Here is a 17,527-nt window from a genome sequence, read left to right on the forward strand (position 1 = left end):
AAGGAATGCAGAAGATGAAAATTGGAACACAGAACCAGGCCTTTTTTCCGGAAAATATTCTGGAGAAGTTTCGTTATATCAAGGCAATGGGATTTGATGGCTTTGAAATTGATGGCAAGCTCCTGGTCAATCACCTGGAAGAGGTGAAAGCGGCAATAGCCCAAACCGGCCTGCCGGTGACCACCGCCTGTGGCGGCTATGACGGCTGGATTGGCGATTTTATTGAAGAGCGTCGTCTTAACGGTTTACAGCAAATAACCCGCATCCTTGAAGCACTGGCGGAAGCAGGCGGTAAAGGCATCGTCGTACCCGCCGCCTGGGGCATGTTTACTTTCCGCCTGCCGCCAATGACGTCACCCCGGAGTCTGGCAGGCGATCGTAAAGCGATCAGCGACTCGCTGATCTACCTGGATAAGGTCGCAGAACGCACCGGAACGGTGGTCTATCTGGAACCGCTCAACCGCTACCAGGACCATATGATCAACACCCTCGCTGACGCGCGCCGCTATATCGTGGAAAACCAGCTGCAACACGTGCAGATCATCGGTGATTTCTACCATATGAACATTGAAGAGGACGATATAGCGCAGGCGCTGCATGAAAACCGCGATCTGCTCGGCCATGTGCACATTGCGGATAACCATCGTTATCAGCCGGGTAGCGGCTCGCTGAATTTCAGCGCACTCTTTGACCAGTTGCGTCAGGATAACTATCAGGGGTACGTGGTCTACGAAGGTCGCGTAAGAGCGGATAACCCCGCCGAAGCGTATCGTCAGTCGCTGGCCTGGCTGCGTACCTGCTAAGAGGGATCCCGTGAAAAGTGCAACGATAACTTCGCCGCTGCGCGTCGCCATTATCGGCGCCGGGCAGGTGGCGGATAAGGTTCATGCTTCTTACTACAGCACACGTGCGGATCTGCAACTGGTGGCTGTCTGTGACAGCCGTCTGGAGCAGGCCCAGGCTTTCGCGCACAAATACGGAATACCACTGATCCGGGACGATGTTCAGGCGATGCTACTTGAGGCGAAGCCGGACATCGTCAGCGTCTGTTCCCCTAATCGTTTTCACTATGAACACGTCATGCAGGCCTTAAAAGCTGGTTGCCACGTCATGTGCGAGAAGCCACCGGCTATGTCACCCGACGAAGCGCTGGAGATGCGTAATACCGCGCGACGGATGAATAAGGTTCTCGCTTATGACTTCCATCACCGTTTTGCGCTGGATACGCGAATACTGCGTGAAAAGGTAATGGATGGTGCACTGGGTGAAATCTACGTGACGAACGCCCGTGCCTTGCGTCGATGTGGCGTACCTGGCTGGGGCGTGTTTACCAGTAAAGCGTTACAGGGGGGAGGCCCGCTCATTGATATTGGTATTCATATGCTGGATGCCGCCCTGTATGTGCTGGGATTCCCGGCGGTAAAAGGCGTTTACGCCCACAGTTTTCAAAAAATAGGCACACGCAAGAAAAGCGGGCAGTTTGGTGAGTGGGACCCCGCCGCTTACTCCGTGGAAGATGCCTTATTCGGCACTATTGAATTTCGCAATGGCGGCATTCTGCGCCTTGAAACCTCATTCGCGCTCAATATTCCTGAGCAGTCCATCATGAACGTGAACTTTTGTGGTGAAAAAGCGGGCGCAACGTTATTTCCCCTTCAAATCTATACCGACAACGACGGGCAACTGGACGTGCAGTTTCAGCGCGAGGCGGCGGACGATAATCGCCATTTTCAAAGTATGAAAGCCTTTGTCGATCACCTTTACGGCGAACCCATTGCGCTGGCTGATGCGGAGCAAGGCTTCCTTATCCAGCAGTTGGTAGCCGCGCTTTATCAGTCCGCTGAAACAGGAAGATATGTGGAATTATGAATAAGCCAGTAAAGCTGACTGAGCCGGCCTTTTGCCTCCACAGTCTTAATAAATATGCCTCGTTGATGACCACGGGTAATGGCTATATGGGCATCCGTGCTACTCATGAAGAAGCCTACACTCAGCAGACACGCGGAATGTATCTGGCTGGTCTTTACCACCGGGCAGGTCAGGATGAAAGCACCGAACTGGTCAATCTCCCGGACGTGGTGGGGATGGAACTTACCCTTAATGGCGAGGTTTTTTCCCTGCAACGCGGTGTTATTGAAAGCTGGCGGCGAGAGTTAGATGTCGCCACCGGGGAACTGTCACGCGCGGTAATCTGGCAATCGCCAGACGGGGCAAGGTTTGCGCTGGAAAGTCGGCGCTTTGCCTCGGTTGAGAAGCTGCCCTTACTGGCACTGGAGGTGTCCATAACCCCTCTGGATGCGGATGCCAGCATATCAATCACCACCGGAATCGATGCCACCATGACCAATCATGGTCGCCAGCATCTTGATGAAGTGCAGGTGCGGGTCTTTGGTCAACATCTTTTACAGGGCATTTACCGCACCCAGGACGGACGAAACGATGTCGCCATCTCCTCTTATTGCCATCTCGATGGCGACGTCCAGCGTAGTTTTACCGCAAAGGAGCGCCGTCTGCTGCAGCACAACAGCGTGCATGCACGGGCCGGGCAGCGTATCACCCTGCAGAAGATCAACTGGATTACGTGGACAGAGGAGCGTCTGGTCTCAGTTGAGACCTGGGGTAAACAGTCGCTGGCAAAACTTGAAGCCAGTGTGCAGCAGGGTTACGACGCGTTGCTGGAGGAATCTGCTAACAACTGGGGTGAGTGGTGGAAACGCAGTCGCGTAGAGGTGACCAGCGTCGCCGCCACCCGGGATCAGCAGGCGCTGGATTTTGCGCTTTACCAGCTTCGGGCCATGACCCCAGCTCACGATGAACGCAGCAGCATAGGGGCTAAGGGGCTGACGGGGGAAGGGTACAAAGGTCATGTTTTCTGGGATACCGAGGTGTTTCTGCTGCCGTTTCACCTGTTTACCCGCCCGGATATCGCCCGACGCCTGCTGCGCTACCGCTGGCATAATTTGTCTCAGGCCCGGGAAAAAGCCCGTCGCAATGGCTGGCAGGGGGCACTGTTTCCGTGGGAGAGTGCGCGTAGTGGTGAAGAAGAGACGCCTGAGTTCGCCGCCATTAACATCCGCACCGGGCTGCGGCAGAAAGTGGCCTCAGCGCAGGCGGAACACCATCTCGTGGCCGACATCGCGTGGGCCGTGGTGAGTTACTGGCATGCCACCGGCGATATGGGCTTTATGGCTCATGAGGGAATGGCGCTACTGCTGGAGACGGCGATGTTCTGGATCAGTCGTGCCGTAATGGTGAAGGGGCGGCTGGAGATCCACGATGTTATTGGCCCGGATGAATACACTGAGCATGTGAACAATAATGCGTTTACCAACTACATGGCTTACTACAACGTCGAGCAGGCACTCTGGTTCGCGCGCTTTCTGAAGTGCAGTGACGAAGCCTTTATCCACCGCGCCGGGCACTTTTTACAGCACCTGTGGCGACCCGAGCCAGGGGAGGATGGGATCCTGCCTCAGGATGACGCCTTCCTCAGCAAGCCCACCATTGACCTGGCGAAATATAAAGCGAACGCCGGCAAGCAGACCATTTTACTGGATTATTCACGGTCTGAAGTCAATGAGATGCAGATCCTGAAGCAGGCGGATGTGGTCATGCTGGCCTACATGTTGCCCGAGCAGTTTAGCCGACAGGCGTGCCTTGCGAATCTGCGTTTTTATGAACCGCGAACTATTCATGACTCGTCGCTGAGCAAAGCGATTCACGGCATTGTGGCCGCACGCTGTCAGGAGCGTGAGATGAGCTACAGATTCTGGCAGGAGGGGGCACTTATCGATCTTGGTGTCGATCCGCACAGTTGTGATGACGGTATTCATGCTGCTGCAACCGGCGCTATCTGGCTGGGGGCAATCCAGGGATTTGCCGGAGTGAGCGTACGCCACGGTGAGCTGCATGTGGATCCGGTTTTACCGGTGCACTGGCAGAGTCTGAGGTTCCCTCTTTGCTGGCAGAACAGCGATCTGCTCATCACCATAAATGAAACGGAGATACGGATTAACGCCGGGGCGGTAGTGCATCTTTGGGTCGAGGGAAAAAAACGCATCCTCCAAAGGGGGGATACTGTCATTCAACGCGCATTTTTTTCGCTTGATAATGGGACCGCTACCACATGGAGGGGAGACGAATGAAAAAGCAACCACAGGCCATTATTTTTGATCTGGACGGTGTCATTACCGATACCGCACACCTGCATTTTTCTGCATGGCGGCAAATTGCCGGCGATATCGGCATTGAGATAGATGAAGCATTTAACGACACCCTAAAAGGGATCAGTCGCAGCGAATCACTCAGACGCATCCTGCAGTACGGCGCTAAGGAGAGTGCATTTAGCGAGGAGGCAAGGGCCGCTCTTGCTGCCCGCAAAAACAGCCTCTATGTCGGGTCGCTCAGGCAATTAACGGCGCAGTCGGTACTGCCCGGTATTCGTGAACTGCTCTCCACCTTAAAAGCGTTAACGATCCCGACTGCTCTGGCGTCGGTATCGCTCAATGCGCCTGCGATTGTGCAGGCCCTGGAACTCGACACTTATTTCGATTTTTGCGCCGATGCAGCTCAAATCAGCCATTCGAAACCGGATCCAGAAATTTTTCTCGCCGCCTGCAAAGGCCTTGGGGTGGATCCACGTGACTGTATCGGGGTAGAGGATGCGCAGGCAGGGATCGACGCTATTAATGCCTGTGGCATGCGTTCCGTGGGGATTGGCCGGGGGCTCATTCATGCAGATTTACTGCTTTCAGGGACCGAATTACTGACGTGGCCGCGCTTATCGGCTTTCTGGCAAAACGACAAGTAAGGGATTCAATATGGCACAGCTTTCTTTGCAACATATTCAAAAAATATACGATAACCAGGTACAGGTCGTGAAAGACTTCAATCTGGAAATTGAAGACAAAGAATTTATTGTTTTTGTCGGGCCGTCAGGCTGCGGAAAATCAACCACATTGCGCATGATTGCCGGGCTCGAAGAGATCAGCGGCGGCGATTTACTGATAGATGGTAAGCGAATGAATGATGTACCGGCCAAATCACGCAATATTGCGATGGTGTTTCAGAATTATGCGTTATATCCGCATATGTCCGTCTACGACAACATGGCTTTTGGCCTGAAGATGCAGAAAATCAGCCAGCAAGTCATTGACGAGCGGGTTAACTGGGCAGCGCAAATCCTGGGGCTACGTGACTACCTGAAGCGTAAGCCCGGTGCGCTCTCCGGTGGTCAACGTCAGCGTGTGGCGCTGGGGCGGGCGATTGTCCGTGAAGCGGGGGTATTCCTGATGGATGAACCTCTGTCCAACCTCGATGCCAAACTGCGAGTGCAGATGCGGGCGGAAATCAGCAAGCTTCATCAGAAGCTTAACACCACCATGATTTATGTTACCCATGATCAAACCGAAGCCATGACCATGGCGACGCGCATTGTCATCATGAAGGCCTGTATTATTCAGCAGGTTGGTGCACCTAAAGACGTTTATAATCACCCGGCAAATATTTTTGTCGCAGGTTTTATTGGCTCACCCGCAATGAACTTTATTCGCGGCACGATTGATGCAGACCAGTTTGTTACGGAAACCCTTAAATTAACAATTCCGTCATCCATGCTGAGTGCATTAAAGACGCGCGGATATGAACATAAAGCCGTAATCATGGGTATTCGTCCCGAGGATATTCATCCTCGGCAAGATAATGTTCAAGGTGTGATAGCAAAAATAAGTGTTGCCGAATTAACGGGTGCAGAATTTATGCTTTATACCACTGTTGGGGGGCACGAACTGGTTGTTCGTGCCGGTGCAATGAATGATTTTCATGCGGGGGATACTATTCAGATTCATTTTGATATGGAAAAAAGCCATTTCTTTGATGCTGAGTCCGAGATTGCAATTCAATAATTTCACACTCCACAAACGCCTGTTTTCGGAGTGAGGTGCATTTTTTAGTGATTTAACAAGGAATAAAAATGAAAAAATTATTGTCCTCTACTGCGCTGGTCATGTGCGCGGGAATGGCCTGCGTACAGGCTGCAGAAAACAATGACTGGCATTTTAATATCGGTGCCATGTATGAAATAGAAAACGTCGAGGGTTACGCCGAAGACATGGATGGTCTGTATGAGCCCTCCATCTGGTTTAATGCGTCCACCGGCCCCTGGAAAATCGCGCTGGCTTATTATCAGGAGGGGCCTGTTGATTACAGCAGTGGTACACGAGGCAGCTGGTTTGATCGACCGGAACTGGAAGTTCGGTATCAGTTTACCGAAAGCGAGGATTTTGCTTTCGGTTTAACGGGCGGCGTGCGTAACTACGGTTATCATTTCAAAGATGAGCACGGCGCTGATGCAGGAACAGCAAATATGCAACGCTGGAAAATTCAGCCTGACTGGGATGCAAAAATTAATGATGAGTGGCGTTTTAGTGGCTGGCTTTCCATGTACCGTTTTGCCAATGATTTAGATAAAACCGGTTATGCCGATAGTCGCCTGGAAGGCGAGATGGGTTTTTCATATAAAATAAATGAAACCGTCTCGGTCACCACAAATTATTATTTTGAACGTGGTTTTAACATGGATGACTCAAAAAATAATGGTGAATTCTCAACCCAGGAGATCCGCGCCTATGTTCCAGTCTCATTAGGCAACTCAACAATAACGCCCTATGGACGCATTGGGCTTGACCGTTGGTCTAACTGGGACTGGCGGGATGATATAGAGCGTGAAGGCCATGATTTTAACAGGGTCGGACTGCTCTACGCGTACGACTTTCAGAACGGCTTTTCTGCCTCACTTGAATACGCCTTCGAATGGCAGCACCATGATGAAGGGGATAGCGATAAGTTCCATTATGCGGGAGTGGGAATTAACTACGCATTCTGATAAACCGTGGCGCCCTCTGGGCGCCTTTGCGCTTAAATTGATTGCGATAGAAAAATGTGGGTGTCAATAATCGTGTTTTTCTGGGTGAGCTTGCCGGCAATAAGCTGGAATAAGGTTTCGCAACTTTTTACGCCGAGCGCTTGCGTGGGGATTTCAATTCCCCCAGGTGGAGGATTCAGGATGAAGGAGAGCATCTCATTACCATAACCGACAACGGCAAGTTGTTTAGGTATGTTGATTTTTTTATCCGCCGCCACTTTGTATAAACTCACCAGTTTTAATCCATCAGTAGCGAATACCGCATCGGGTAGCTCAGGAAGACTAAGCAATTTATTTGCCGCGACCATAGCGCTTTCGTGGGTATAACCGCCATCCATTATCCAGTCATCATTTATTGAAAGAACATGGGCTTTGAGGCTTGCTTTATAACCATTTACCCGATCCACCGAAACATGATAATTCAAAGGCGCATGCAGACAGGCAATTTTTCGATGGCCGCTCTCAATCAGGGTGTTTGTCAGAATAATACTGTCCTGATAATTGTCAGTATCGACTGAATATACGTGCTGGTACTCGCCTTCAACTTTGCCGATGACAACAACAGGAACTTCATATTTATCAAGTCTGGCAAAAAAAGATTCATCAGCCGGTGAGCTAAGCAGAATAATGCCTTTAATCATTTTTTGCTTAATTTTACTCTCGCATTTCTGCAGATCATCTTCGGTACTTCGGGAGGTTTGTAATATGACGTCAAAGCCCTTCTCCTCAGCTTTAGCCATAATAGCGTGCAGCACTTCAGAGAAAAAAGGATTGCCTGCGGTGGTTTTTGCCGAGCGGGTGGAGATGACCATTATGGCATCGAAGCCTGAAGATGTCAGGGCGCGGGCTAATTTATTGGGCTGATATTGTAGTTCGTCTATTGCGCGCAGCACTTTTTCACGGGCTTCTGGTGAAATATTGGTTTGCTTATTGAGAACCCGCGATACCGTCGATTTTGATACGCCTGCAATACGTGCAATATCATAAATGGTTGGTGACATAATCCTTGAACCCCGCAGAAGCTAATGCCGCATATCTTAAGAAGTTAGATTGGGGATGACAACACAAGTTAATTGATTATCAGCAACCTGACCCAATATCTTACCCTGTAGGTTATAATTTTTGCGAACTTCAGGCATAACGGGATGGCAATGAAGCGATTTAAAAATGAACTGAGTGCGCTCGTCAACCGGGGCATGGACCGTCATTTGCGGCTGGCAGTCACCGGTCTTAGCCGAAGCGGGAAAACGGCCTTTATTACGGCGATGGTTAATCAGTTATTAACCCTTCACGCCGGGGCGAGGTTGCCTTTACTTAGCGCCGTTCGCGAAGAGCGACTGCTGGGTGTGAAGCGCGTGCCGCAGCGGGATTTTGGTATTCCACGTTTTACTTACGACGAAGGCCTGGCGCAGCTCTACGGTACGCCGCCCGCATGGCCGACCCCCACGCGCGGTGTGAGCGAAATTCGCCTCGCACTGCGTTTTCGCCAGCAGGATTCGCTGCTTCGCCACTTCAAAGATACTTCCACGTTATATCTCGAAATTGTGGATTACCCTGGCGAATGGCTGCTGGATCTGCCGATGCTGGCTCAGGACTATTTAAGCTGGTCAAGGCAGATGACCGGCCTGCTGCAGGGGCCGCGTAGCGACTGGTCAGCAGCGTGGCGGGAACTGGCTAACGGCTTAGATCCGCTGGCCCCAGCTGATGAAAACCGACTCGCTGAGATTGCTGCCGCCTGGACTGATTATCTGCACCAGTGCAAACGGGAAGGGCTTCATTTCATTCAGCCCGGCCGTTTTGTGCTGCCGGGGGAGATGGCCGGCGCGCCCGCTCTGCAGTTTTTCCCGTGGCCGGACGTGGAGGGCAGTGGGGAAGCCAGGCTGGCGCAGGCAGGAAAACAGACCAACGTCGGCATGTTGCGTGAACGTTTCAATTACTACTGCGAACACGTGGTGAAAGATTTTTATAAAAACCACTTCTTACGGTTTGACCGTCAGATTGTGCTGGTGGACTGCCTGCAGCCGCTGAACAGTGGCCCCCAGGCCTTTAATGATATGCGTCTGGCGCTTACGCAGCTGATGCAAAGCTTCCATTACGGTCAGCGTACCCTCTTCAGGCGACTGTTTTCTCCCGTGATAGACAGGCTGCTGTTTGCAGCGACCAAAGCCGATCACGTGACGGTGGATCAGCATGGCAACATGGTGTCACTGCTGCAGCAACTGATTCAGGATGCCTGGCAAAACGCGGCCTTTGAAGGTATTCGCATGGAGTGTGTGGGGCTGGCCTCGGTGCAGGCCACCCAAAGCGGTCTGATTGATGTGAACGGTGAAAAGATCCCGGCGCTTCGCGGTCACCGCCTCAGCGATGGCGAACCGCTAACGGTTTATCCCGGCGAAGTACCCGCCAGACTACCGGGTCAGGCGTTCTGGGATAAACAGGGTTTTCAGTTTGAATCCTTCCGTCCTCAGGCGCTGGACGTGGATAAACCGTTGCCGCATATCCGGCTGGATGCCGCGCTGGAGTTTTTACTGGGAGATAAATTGCGATGACCGAACCACTAAAACCGCGTATTGATTTTGCCGGACCGCTGGAAGAAGAAAGCCATGTCCAGTTTAAGGCCGCACAGACTTTTGGGGCGGAGCAGGCTGAACATTTTTCTCCCGTTCGCGCTGAAGAGAGATCGGAAGAGGGGCCGGCTGAGGCCATCGTTGCCTCTGCGCTTCGCCCCAAACGCAGCCTGTGGCGCAAAATGGTCTTTGCCGGTGTGGCATTGCTGGGGGCAAGCGTCGTCGGGCAGGGGGTGCAGTGGGCAATAAATGCCTGGCAGACGCAGGACTGGGTGGCGATGGGAGGATGTGCCGCCGGGGCATTGATCATCGGCGCCGGGGCGGGTTCCATTGCAACGGAGTGGCGACGCCTGTGGCGTTTACGCCAGCGGGCGCATGCGCGGGATGACGCCCGCGAACTGCTTCATAGTCATGGGAGCGGAAAAGGACGTGCTTTTTGTGAACATCTGGCGCGCCAGGCGGGTATCGATCATGCTCACCCGGCACTGCAACGCTGGTATGCCGCTATCCATGAAACCCAGAACGATCGTGAAGTCGTCTCGCTTTATGCCCATCTTGTTCAGCCGGTGCTCGACAGTCAGGCACGGCGGGAAATCAGTCGTTCGGCCGCTGAGTCAACCATGATGATTGCCGTCAGCCCGCTGGCGCTGGTCGACATGGCATTTATTGCCTGGCGTAATTTACGCCTCATCAACCGTATTGCTGCGCTTTACGGCATTGAACTTGGCTACTACAGCCGACTGCGATTGTTCCGCCTGGTACTGCTGAACATTGCTTTTGCGGGTGCCAGTGAGATGGTGCGTGAGGTGGGACTGGACTGGATGTCGCAGGATCTGGCTGCACGATTATCTGCCCGTGCTGCGCAGGGGATCGGTGCCGGATTACTCACCGCACGGCTGGGTATTAAAGCCATGGAGCTCTGCCGACCGCTTCCCTGGATGGACGATGATAAACCGCGTCTGGGCGATTTCCGGCGCGAGCTTATCGTGCAGGTCAAAGAGACGTTACAGAAGAGTAAGAGTACATAAGCCGCGGCGCTGCCCATTTCACTTTACGGCGCAGCGCCCGTTTTTCCAGCAAACTGTCAATATTTGTTGACAGACATCTTCCTGCCAGCCTGTAACTGACATATCATCGCGGCATCAGTGGTTAATGTAGGGTGAAATTTCCATGCGTCTTGAAGTATTTTGTGAAGACCGGCTGGGTCTGACTCGCGAACTCCTTGATTTACTGGTGTTACGCGGTATCGACTTACGTGGCATTGAGATCGATCCTATCGGGCGAATCTACCTTAATTTCGCGGCGCTGGCCTTTGATGCATTCAGCAGTTTAATGGCTGAAATCCGGCGCATCCCTGGCGTCACTGATGTGCGCACAGTCCTCTGGATGCCCTCCGAACGTGAGCACCGCGCCATGAGTGCGGTACTTGAAGCCTTACCGGAGCCGGTACTGTCGCTGGACATGAAAAGTAAAATCGAACTGGCTAACCCCGCCAGCAGCCAGTTGTTTGGTCAGGATCAGGATAAGCTGCGCAACTTTAACGCCACACAGCTTATCTCGGGTTTTAACTTTACCCGTTGGCTTGAAAGCAATCCTCACCTCTCCCAGAGCGAGCATGTCGCGATTAATGGGCAGAACTTCCTGATGGAGATAACCCCGGTGCACCTGGAAGGGGAAACCGGTGAATCCGTACTTACAGGTGCGGTGGTGATGCTGCGTTCTACCGCCAGGATGGGTCGCCAGTTGCAGAACCTTTCTCAGCAGGATCTGAGCGCTTTCAGCCAGATTGTGGCGGTCAGCCCAAGGATGCGTCAGGTACTTGAGCAGGCCCGTAAGCTGGCCAATCTTACTGCGCCTTTGCTCATTGTAGGCGATACCGGTACCGGAAAAGATCTGCTTGCCCATGCCTGCCACCTCGCCAGCCCGCGCGCGGCAAAACCCTATCTCGCCCTGAACTGCGCCTCAATTCCGGAAGATGCTGTTGAAAGCGAGCTTTTTGGTCATGCGCCGGAAGGCAAAAAGGGATTCTTTGAGCAGGCAAACGGTGGTTCCGTGCTGCTTGATGAGATCGGTGAAATGTCACCGCGGATGCAGGTTAAACTACTGCGTTTCCTGAATGACGGGACCTTCCGCCGGGTAGGTGAAGATCATGAAGTCCACGTTGATGTGCGCGTGATTTGCGCGACCCAGCGTAATCTGGTGGATCTCGTGCAAAAAGGGGTGTTCCGCGAAGATCTCTATTACCGTCTGAATGTCCTGACCCTCAATTTACCGCCTCTGCGTGACCGTCCGCAGGACATCATGCCGCTGACGGAGCTGTTTGTGGCCCGTTTTGCTGATGAGCAGGGCGTACCGCGTCCGAAACTTGCGCATGAACTGAATCAGGTCCTGAGCCGTTATAACTGGCCGGGTAACGTTCGTCAGCTGAAGAACGCTGTCTACCGTGCGCTGACCCAGCTCGAAGGCTATGAACTGCGACCCCAGGACATCCTGTTACCGGATTACGATGCCGCGACCCTGGCCGTCGGCGAGGAGGCGATGGAAGGCACGCTGGATGAGATAACCAGTCGCTTTGAGCGCTCGGTCCTTATTCAGCTTTACAGTAATTTCCCAAGCACGCGTAAACTGGCAAAACGTCTGGGCGTGTCGCATACGGCGATTGCCAATAAGCTGCGGGAATATGGCTTAAGTCAGAAGAAGGGCGAGGAGTAAAACTGTGCCCGGTAATGGCTTACCGGGCAACGGGTGAGATTACGCCTTCAGCACGTTCAGTGCAGAGGCGTAGTCTGGTTCATTAGTGATTTCATTAACCAGTTGGCTGAAGATCACATTGTCATTCTCATCAATTACCACCACGGCGCGCGCGGCAAGGCCTTTAAGTGCGCCTTCGGCGATGCCAACGCCATAGTCTTCGAGAAACTCCGGGTTGCGCAGGGTAGAGAGAGTAATGACATTGCTCAGGCCTTCAGCGCCGCAGAAGCGGGACTGGGCGAACGGCAGGTCTGCAGAAATGCACAGCACTACGGTGTCATTAATTTCGGTCGCCAGTTCGTTGAACTTGCGAACGGAGGCGGCGCAGACGCCGGTATCGATGCTTGGGAAAATATTCAGCACTTTACGTTTACCGGCAAACTGACTTAATGCAACGTCTGACAGATCTTTTGCGACCAGTGAAAACGCGGCAGCTTTGCTACCGGTTGCCGGGATCTGGCCTGCGACGGAAACTGGATTACCCTGGAAATGAACAAGCTGTGACATATATCTTCCTGTTTACATATAGTTAACTTCGGCGCTAGTTTATGCTGAAAGCAAGGAACACGGCAATGCCATTTTCGCCACTATACTCGTAAGGACAACGCCACAGGAGTAAGGGATGAGAAGTGTGAAGGTGTACGAAGAAACCTGGCCGTTACATTCGCCATTTGTTATCTCGCGCGGCAGCCGTAACGAAGCGCGGGTAGTGGTTGTGGAGCTGGAAGAAGATGGCGTAAAGGCAGTGGGTGAGTGTACACCCTATCCCCGATATGGTGAAAGCGAGGCCTCGGTTATCGCGCAAATCATGACCCATATTGCTCGTCTGGAAAACAACCTCAGTCGTGATGAATTGCAGACGTTATTGCCGCCGGGTGCCGCGCGCAATGCCGTTGACTGCGCGCTCTGGGATCTGGAGGCCCGCCGTCTCAATCAGTCTCTGGTTGCCCGTACAGGGGTGGTATTACCCCCGGTGGTGACGACGGCGCAAACCGTAGTCATTGGCACGCCGGATCAAATGGCGGCAAGTGCTGCAGCGCTGGTGGAAACCGGTGCCAGGCTGCTTAAAGTCAAACTTGACGATCACCTTATCAGCGAAAGAATGGTGGCTATCCGCGCCGCTGCCCCCGATGCGACAATAATCGTTGATGCGAATGAAGCCTGGCATAGCGAGGGGCTGGCCGCGCGCTGCCAGCTGCTGGCGGATCTGGGGGTGGCGATGCTGGAGCAGCCACTGCCGGTGGCTGAAGATGACGCGCTGGCGAATTTCATCCATCCGCTTCCCATTTGCGCTGATGAGAGTTGCCATACACGCGCAGACTTACCGCGACTGGTGGGCCGTTATGACATGGTCAACATCAAACTCGACAAAACCGGCGGGCTTACGGAAGCACTGGCGCTTGCCGACGACGCTCGCGCCCGCGGGTTCGGTTTAATGCTCGGCTGCATGATCTGCACTTCACGCGCCATCAGCGCTGCGCTTCCGCTTGCTGCTGATGTTCGTTTTGCCGATCTTGACGGACCGACCTGGCTTGCGGTGGACGTCGAGCCCGCGCTGCGCTTCACGCCTGGTCAGCTTCATCTGTCGGCGTTGTGATGTAAGAGGGCGATCATCGCACCGAGATATTTCTCGCTGGCTTCATCAGCCGAAACCGGCGGGAACTCAAGGGTAATACAGTGCAGTTGCATATCGGCACACCAGCTGCCGAAGGAGCCTGGGGTTTCGTAGCCAACGCTGGTCACCAGTGGCAGGGCAAACTGTGTTGACAGCCACTGGCCGAGTGCACTGCGGCGGGGATCTTCCACACATCCCAGCGGATCGTGAAAAGAGACCACCCAGGCCGGGCGGATGCGATGGATAAGCCGGCAAAGGGCCTGCGTTTCAGGCTCTGAACCGGGATGTTCACCCGTTGATAACACGACATCCCGTTCGGTTGCCGCACTGTTCCAGCGGTAGACGGTCTCACCCGCTTTCCAGTTTGCCGCCGGGAAGTTTCGGTTCAGGTCAACACCGCTGGCACTGGCTCTTAGTCCTAACTGGCAGCCATCGGGATTAACGGCCAGTACCACATGATGGCGTCGAAGTTCTGGTTTGAGTGTCCGCAGGGCGCAGGAGAGGGTGACCACAGACGAATTTTCGTCACCGTGAGTACCCGCAATAATCAGCCCACTGGCATGCGACGCCTCTGCAGCCGGGAACCAGATAAGGGGGGCCCCTAACAATGAGTGGCCATAGATATCGCTCCCCGAAGGGAAAGCACCGCGTTCCTGACGTGGTCGTGAGACGGGCATAGGTTTCCTTGAGTTAAGTGCAGTCATAGTAAGTGTTAAGCATTTTGTTCAACCCGGCAACGTGCAGGGCGGGTATAAACAGGATTACTGTCAACATTCCGTTGACTTGAATTTGCATTCCTTCTTTTTAAAACAAATAATTACCGCATCTTTCGCTTTGCTACAAAACTAAAAGGGGATCACATGAAGCATCCTGTGACGCGGATCGGTTGTGCGCTTTATTTGTGCGGTTTCACTTCACTGGCCTGGGCTGCCGACGTGCCAAAAGGTACTGAACTTGCGCAGAAGCAGGAGCTGGTTCGCCACATCAAAGATGAGCCCGCAACCCTTGATCCGGCAAAAGCCGTGGGATTGCCTGAGATTCAGGTGATACGCGATCTGTATGAAGGGCTGGTGAACCAGGATGAGAAAGGTGAGATTGTGCCTGGTGTCGCCACGAAGTGGCAGAGCAGTGATAACCGTAGCTGGACATTCACCCTGCGCAGTGATGCCAGATGGTCAGACGGTACGCCGGTTACGGCGCAGGATTTTGTCTATAGCTGGCAGCGTCTGGTAGATCCCAAAACCACCTCTCCCTTTGCCTCTTTTGCCTCGCTGGCGGGCATCGCGCAGGCACAGGCGATCATTGATGGCAAAGTATCGCCCGAAAAACTTGGGGTGACCGCGGTAGATGATCACACGTTGCGGGTTCAGTTAGATAAACCGCTACCCTGGTTTGCCAATATGGCGGCAAGCTTCGCCTTTTACCCGGTTAAAAAGGCAAATGTTGAGAGCGGGCAGGACTGGACGCGTCCCGGTAATCTGGTCGGTAATGGCGCCTATGTGCTGGCCAACCGTGTTGTGAATGAGAAGCTGGAGTTCACGCCGAATACGCATTACTGGGATAACGCTAAAACCGTTATTCAGAAAGTGACCTTCGTGCCGATTAACCAGGAGACGGCGGCCACCAATCGTTACCTGGCAGGGGATATCGATATTACCGAATCCTTCCCGAAAAGCCTGTACCAGAAACTTTTGAAAGATATTCCCGGTCAGGTTTATACCCCGCCGCAGCTGGGAACCTACTATTACGCGCTGAATACACAAAAAGGGCCTACGGCTGACCCGCGCGTGCGCCTCGCGCTGAGCATGACCGTCGACCGTCGCATCATGGCCGAAAAAGTGCTGGGGACCGGCGAGAAACCGGCCTGGCGCTTTACCCCGGATGTCACGGCAGGATTCAAACCTCAGCCTTCAATACTGGAACGTCAGAGCCAGGCAGAGCTCAATGCTCAGGCTAAAACCTTGCTTCAGGCGGCAGGTTATGGGCCCCAGCGTCCTCTGAAACTGACGCTGCTCTATAACACCTCTGAAACGCACCAGAAAATTGCCATTGCGGTGGCATCCATGTGGAAAAAGAACCTGGGCATTGATGTGAAGCTGCAAAATCAGGAGTGGAAAACCTATATCGACAGCCGCAACACCGGCAATTTCGATGTAATCCGGGCCTCCTGGGTTGGCGATTACAACGAACCTTCCACCTTTTTGTCCCTGCTGACTTCGGGTCATAGCGGTAATATCACCCGCTTTAACGACCCGGCATATGACAAGGTGATGAGTCAGGCATCAGTGGAAACCCAGGCCAGCGCCAGAAATGCGGATTACAATGAAGCTGAAAAAATCATTGCCGAGAAGGCCCCTCTTATTCCTATTTATCAGTACACCAATGGCCGCCTGATTAAACCCTGGCTTAAAGGCTACCCCATTAACAACCCGGAAGATGTGGCCTACACCCGCACCATGTATGTGATTAAGCATTAAGACGCAAGGGCGCATGCCGTGCATGGTTTCGGTTAGTCTTTTTTGCAGTTCATAAAGAGGAAGGAAGAATGTTAGAAGAATATTTTGGTACCGCTGCGACGGATGAAGAAAAGAAGCGACTTCTTGCTGTACAGGCGGCCTTAGAAATTTCCAAAGCGGCGGTTTCTTCATCCACCTCGAACACAGGTATCCGTAGTCAGATGGACCTGCGTAATGTTTCACAGGAAGTGTCGGCGCTGGCGGATGCCATCCAGGATGCGCTGGAAGACTATGCCTGACCCGCTGAAAAAAAGCCCGCTTCAGTGAAGCGGGCAAGTCATACTGGAAGCAATGTGAGCAATGTCGTACTGAATACCAGACTATTTAAGTCAACTATTCAGTAATGAGAAAGATAATCTTTATCATCCCTTCGATCAACCCCTTTTTATCTGCGCCAACCGACCCGGTTGCGGGTAACAAAAAATCCTCTGTGTATTCCCGTGGTTGGAAATGCATTTTTAACTTATTGAAGGTAAAGCTTTGTTGTGTGAATCCACTCCTGAACAGGCGTAACGGTGACCCTGCGGGAAACTGGCTAAGGTCAAAAATTGTGCAGCATTATGTGTTATAGTGGTTATTCCTTAACCACAAAAGAGGATGTTATGCAGAGTGAATTAGACCCCACCCAACTGGCCATCGAATACTTACGCCGTGACAAAAGCGCCATGACCCCCGCGCAATATCTGAAGAGATTAAAACAGCTGAGCCTGGAATTTGCCGACCTGCTCACCCTGTCGCACAATGAACTGAAAGAAGAAATCGATTTTGCCGGGCGGTTGGGCATCCACTGATCCCTCAAAGGCAAAAGACGCGCCCCTGCAGGGCGCTTTTTTTTACCTCTCTTCAGGGCAGAACCACCCTGTAAGCGCTTCGTCAATACGCTTATCCCTACCCTTGTGGGGCAGGCGCAGAGCATAATAAGTACGCCCGTTGCTTTCGGGCTGTGTATATTGGCCGAATATCCCCGTTGCCGCTCAGTTGTTCAGAAGGTCAGCAGGCAGCGTGAGCGCGCATTCGCCTATACTGAGTGCGCGCATTATCGCAGCGGATTTAATAACCAAAAATAATGGCTTCCCTCATACATAAAACAGAGTGCTGACACGTTAAAGATGCAGCGAACAACATCCTTACGTTTTAACTATCAGGCGGAATTAAA

The 17,527-nt window shown here is 52.9% G+C and carries 16 protein-coding genes; 13 read left to right on the plus strand and 3 right to left on the minus strand.

The genetic code is table 11. The features are described 5' to 3' along the window. Positions 1 to 14 precede the first annotated feature (14 nt). The 6 genes from M1D91_RS10925 (at position 15) to M1D91_RS10950 (ending at position 6,883) form a co-directional block, all read left to right on the plus strand. Positions 15 to 803: a sugar phosphate isomerase/epimerase family protein gene (locus M1D91_RS10925; protein WP_437431998.1), complete on the plus strand. Its 789-nt coding sequence runs from the start codon at positions 15 to 17 to the stop codon at positions 801 to 803. Between the two features lie 10 nt (positions 804 to 813). Then, entirely contained in the window at positions 814 to 1,869 is a 1,056-nt protein-coding gene (locus M1D91_RS10930) for a Gfo/Idh/MocA family protein (protein WP_437431999.1), read from the plus strand. Continuing rightward, a complete protein-coding gene (locus M1D91_RS10935) occupies positions 1,866 to 4,145 on the plus strand; it encodes a glycoside hydrolase family 65 protein (protein WP_437432000.1) in 2,280 nt (759 codons plus the stop codon). The genes M1D91_RS10930 and M1D91_RS10935 overlap by 4 nt, the downstream gene beginning before the upstream one ends. Further along, positions 4,142 to 4,810 (plus strand): beta-phosphoglucomutase, encoded by a 669-nt coding sequence (gene pgmB, locus M1D91_RS10940; protein ID WP_437432001.1) that lies wholly within the window; start codon positions 4,142 to 4,144, stop codon positions 4,808 to 4,810. The genes M1D91_RS10935 and pgmB overlap by 4 nt, the downstream gene beginning before the upstream one ends. Positions 4,811 to 4,820: 10 nt before the next feature. Next, positions 4,821 to 5,903: an ABC transporter ATP-binding protein gene (locus tag M1D91_RS10945; protein WP_437432002.1), complete on the plus strand. Its 1,083-nt coding sequence runs from the start codon at positions 4,821 to 4,823 to the stop codon at positions 5,901 to 5,903. Positions 5,904 to 5,971: 68 nt separating this feature from the next. Further along, the gene (locus tag M1D91_RS10950; RefSeq protein WP_437432003.1) at positions 5,972 to 6,883 is read left to right on the plus strand and encodes an OmpG family monomeric porin; all 912 of its coding nucleotides are present in this window, start codon (positions 5,972 to 5,974) and stop codon (positions 6,881 to 6,883) included. 32 nt (positions 6,884 to 6,915) lie between these two features. Here the strand turns inward: M1D91_RS10950 and M1D91_RS10955 are convergent, their stop codons facing one another. After that, complete coding sequence (locus M1D91_RS10955) at positions 6,916 to 7,923, minus strand: LacI family DNA-binding transcriptional regulator (protein ID WP_437432004.1); 1,008 nt, start codon at positions 7,921 to 7,923, stop codon at positions 6,916 to 6,918. Between the two features lie 150 nt (positions 7,924 to 8,073). Here M1D91_RS10955 and M1D91_RS10960 point away from each other — a divergent pair, with 150 nt between their 5' ends. The 3 genes from M1D91_RS10960 (at position 8,074) to tyrR (ending at position 12,201) form a co-directional block, all read left to right on the plus strand. Continuing rightward, positions 8,074 to 9,471: a YcjX family GTP-binding protein gene (locus M1D91_RS10960; RefSeq protein ID WP_437432005.1), complete on the plus strand. Its 1,398-nt coding sequence runs from the start codon at positions 8,074 to 8,076 to the stop codon at positions 9,469 to 9,471. Then, positions 9,468 to 10,517 (plus strand): TIGR01620 family protein, encoded by a 1,050-nt coding sequence (locus tag M1D91_RS10965; RefSeq protein ID WP_437432006.1) that lies wholly within the window; start codon positions 9,468 to 9,470, stop codon positions 10,515 to 10,517. The genes M1D91_RS10960 and M1D91_RS10965 overlap by 4 nt, the downstream gene beginning before the upstream one ends. Positions 10,518 to 10,659: 142 nt before the next feature. After that, complete coding sequence (gene tyrR, locus M1D91_RS10970; RefSeq protein ID WP_437432007.1) at positions 10,660 to 12,201, plus strand: transcriptional regulator TyrR; 1,542 nt, start codon at positions 10,660 to 10,662, stop codon at positions 12,199 to 12,201. Positions 12,202 to 12,240: 39 nt separating this feature from the next. On the opposite strand, the gene tpx is transcribed toward tyrR, so the two are convergent. Continuing rightward, positions 12,241 to 12,747 carry a thiol peroxidase gene (gene tpx / locus M1D91_RS10975; protein WP_437432008.1) on the minus strand — a complete coding sequence of 169 codons (507 nt, stop codon included), beginning with the start codon at positions 12,745 to 12,747 and terminating at the stop codon, positions 12,241 to 12,243. Positions 12,748 to 12,862: 115 nt separating this feature from the next. On the opposite strand from tpx, the gene ycjG reads away from it, so the two are divergent. Next, positions 12,863 to 13,837, plus strand: a complete 975-nt coding sequence (ycjG, locus tag M1D91_RS10980) for an L-Ala-D/L-Glu epimerase (protein WP_437432009.1) — start codon at positions 12,863 to 12,865, stop codon at positions 13,835 to 13,837. Here the strand turns inward: ycjG and mpaA are convergent. Then, positions 13,819 to 14,532, minus strand: coding sequence for a murein tripeptide amidase MpaA (gene mpaA / locus M1D91_RS10985; protein WP_437432010.1), 714 nt, complete (start codon positions 14,530 to 14,532; stop codon positions 13,819 to 13,821). The two genes, ycjG and mpaA, sit on opposite strands and share 19 nt — an antisense overlap. Positions 14,533 to 14,715: 183 nt before the next feature. Between mpaA and M1D91_RS10990 the strand changes: the two genes are divergently transcribed. From M1D91_RS10990 to M1D91_RS11000, 3 genes are all read left to right on the plus strand, one after another. Beyond that, on the plus strand, positions 14,716 to 16,332 hold the full coding sequence (locus M1D91_RS10990) for a peptide ABC transporter substrate-binding protein (protein WP_437432011.1): 1,617 nt from the start codon (positions 14,716 to 14,718) through the stop codon (positions 16,330 to 16,332). Positions 16,333 to 16,400: 68 nt separating this feature from the next. Next, positions 16,401 to 16,610 carry a hypothetical protein gene (locus M1D91_RS10995; RefSeq protein WP_437432012.1) on the plus strand — a complete coding sequence of 70 codons (210 nt, stop codon included), beginning with the start codon at positions 16,401 to 16,403 and terminating at the stop codon, positions 16,608 to 16,610. Between the two features lie 363 nt (positions 16,611 to 16,973). Beyond that, positions 16,974 to 17,162: a YdiH family protein gene (locus M1D91_RS11000; protein WP_437432013.1), complete on the plus strand. Its 189-nt coding sequence runs from the start codon at positions 16,974 to 16,976 to the stop codon at positions 17,160 to 17,162. Positions 17,163 to 17,527: the final 365 nt, after the last annotated feature.

It is taken from the genome of Enterobacter sp. SA197 (assembly GCF_054131575.1).

What these genes read in the sequence shown, in the direction of transcription:
- M1D91_RS10925 (WP_437431998.1), top strand. Translation starts at nt 15, where the DNA reads ATGAAAATTGGAACACAGAACCAGGCCTTTTTTCCGGAAAATATTCTG.
- M1D91_RS10935 (WP_437432000.1), top strand. Translation starts at nt 1,866, where the DNA reads ATGAATAAGCCAGTAAAGCTGACTGAGCCGGCCTTTTGCCTCCACAGT.
- pgmB (WP_437432001.1), top strand. Translation starts at nt 4,142, where the DNA reads ATGAAAAAGCAACCACAGGCCATTATTTTTGATCTGGACGGTGTCATT.
- M1D91_RS10945 (WP_437432002.1), top strand. Translation starts at nt 4,821, where the DNA reads ATGGCACAGCTTTCTTTGCAACATATTCAAAAAATATACGATAACCAG.
- M1D91_RS10950 (WP_437432003.1), top strand. Translation starts at nt 5,972, where the DNA reads ATGAAAAAATTATTGTCCTCTACTGCGCTGGTCATGTGCGCGGGAATG.
- M1D91_RS10955 (WP_437432004.1), bottom strand. Translation starts at nt 7,923, where the DNA reads ATGTCACCAACCATTTATGATATTGCACGTATTGCAGGCGTATCAAAA.
- M1D91_RS10960 (WP_437432005.1), top strand. Translation starts at nt 8,074, where the DNA reads ATGAAGCGATTTAAAAATGAACTGAGTGCGCTCGTCAACCGGGGCATG.
- M1D91_RS10965 (WP_437432006.1), top strand. Translation starts at nt 9,468, where the DNA reads ATGACCGAACCACTAAAACCGCGTATTGATTTTGCCGGACCGCTGGAA.
- tyrR (WP_437432007.1), top strand. Translation starts at nt 10,660, where the DNA reads ATGCGTCTTGAAGTATTTTGTGAAGACCGGCTGGGTCTGACTCGCGAA.
- tpx (WP_437432008.1), bottom strand. Translation starts at nt 12,747, where the DNA reads ATGTCACAGCTTGTTCATTTCCAGGGTAATCCAGTTTCCGTCGCAGGC.
- ycjG (WP_437432009.1), top strand. Translation starts at nt 12,863, where the DNA reads ATGAGAAGTGTGAAGGTGTACGAAGAAACCTGGCCGTTACATTCGCCA.
- mpaA (WP_437432010.1), bottom strand. Translation starts at nt 14,532, where the DNA reads ATGCCCGTCTCACGACCACGTCAGGAACGCGGTGCTTTCCCTTCGGGG.
- M1D91_RS10990 (WP_437432011.1), top strand. Translation starts at nt 14,716, where the DNA reads ATGAAGCATCCTGTGACGCGGATCGGTTGTGCGCTTTATTTGTGCGGT.
- M1D91_RS10995 (WP_437432012.1), top strand. Translation starts at nt 16,401, where the DNA reads ATGTTAGAAGAATATTTTGGTACCGCTGCGACGGATGAAGAAAAGAAG.
- M1D91_RS11000 (WP_437432013.1), top strand. Translation starts at nt 16,974, where the DNA reads ATGCAGAGTGAATTAGACCCCACCCAACTGGCCATCGAATACTTACGC.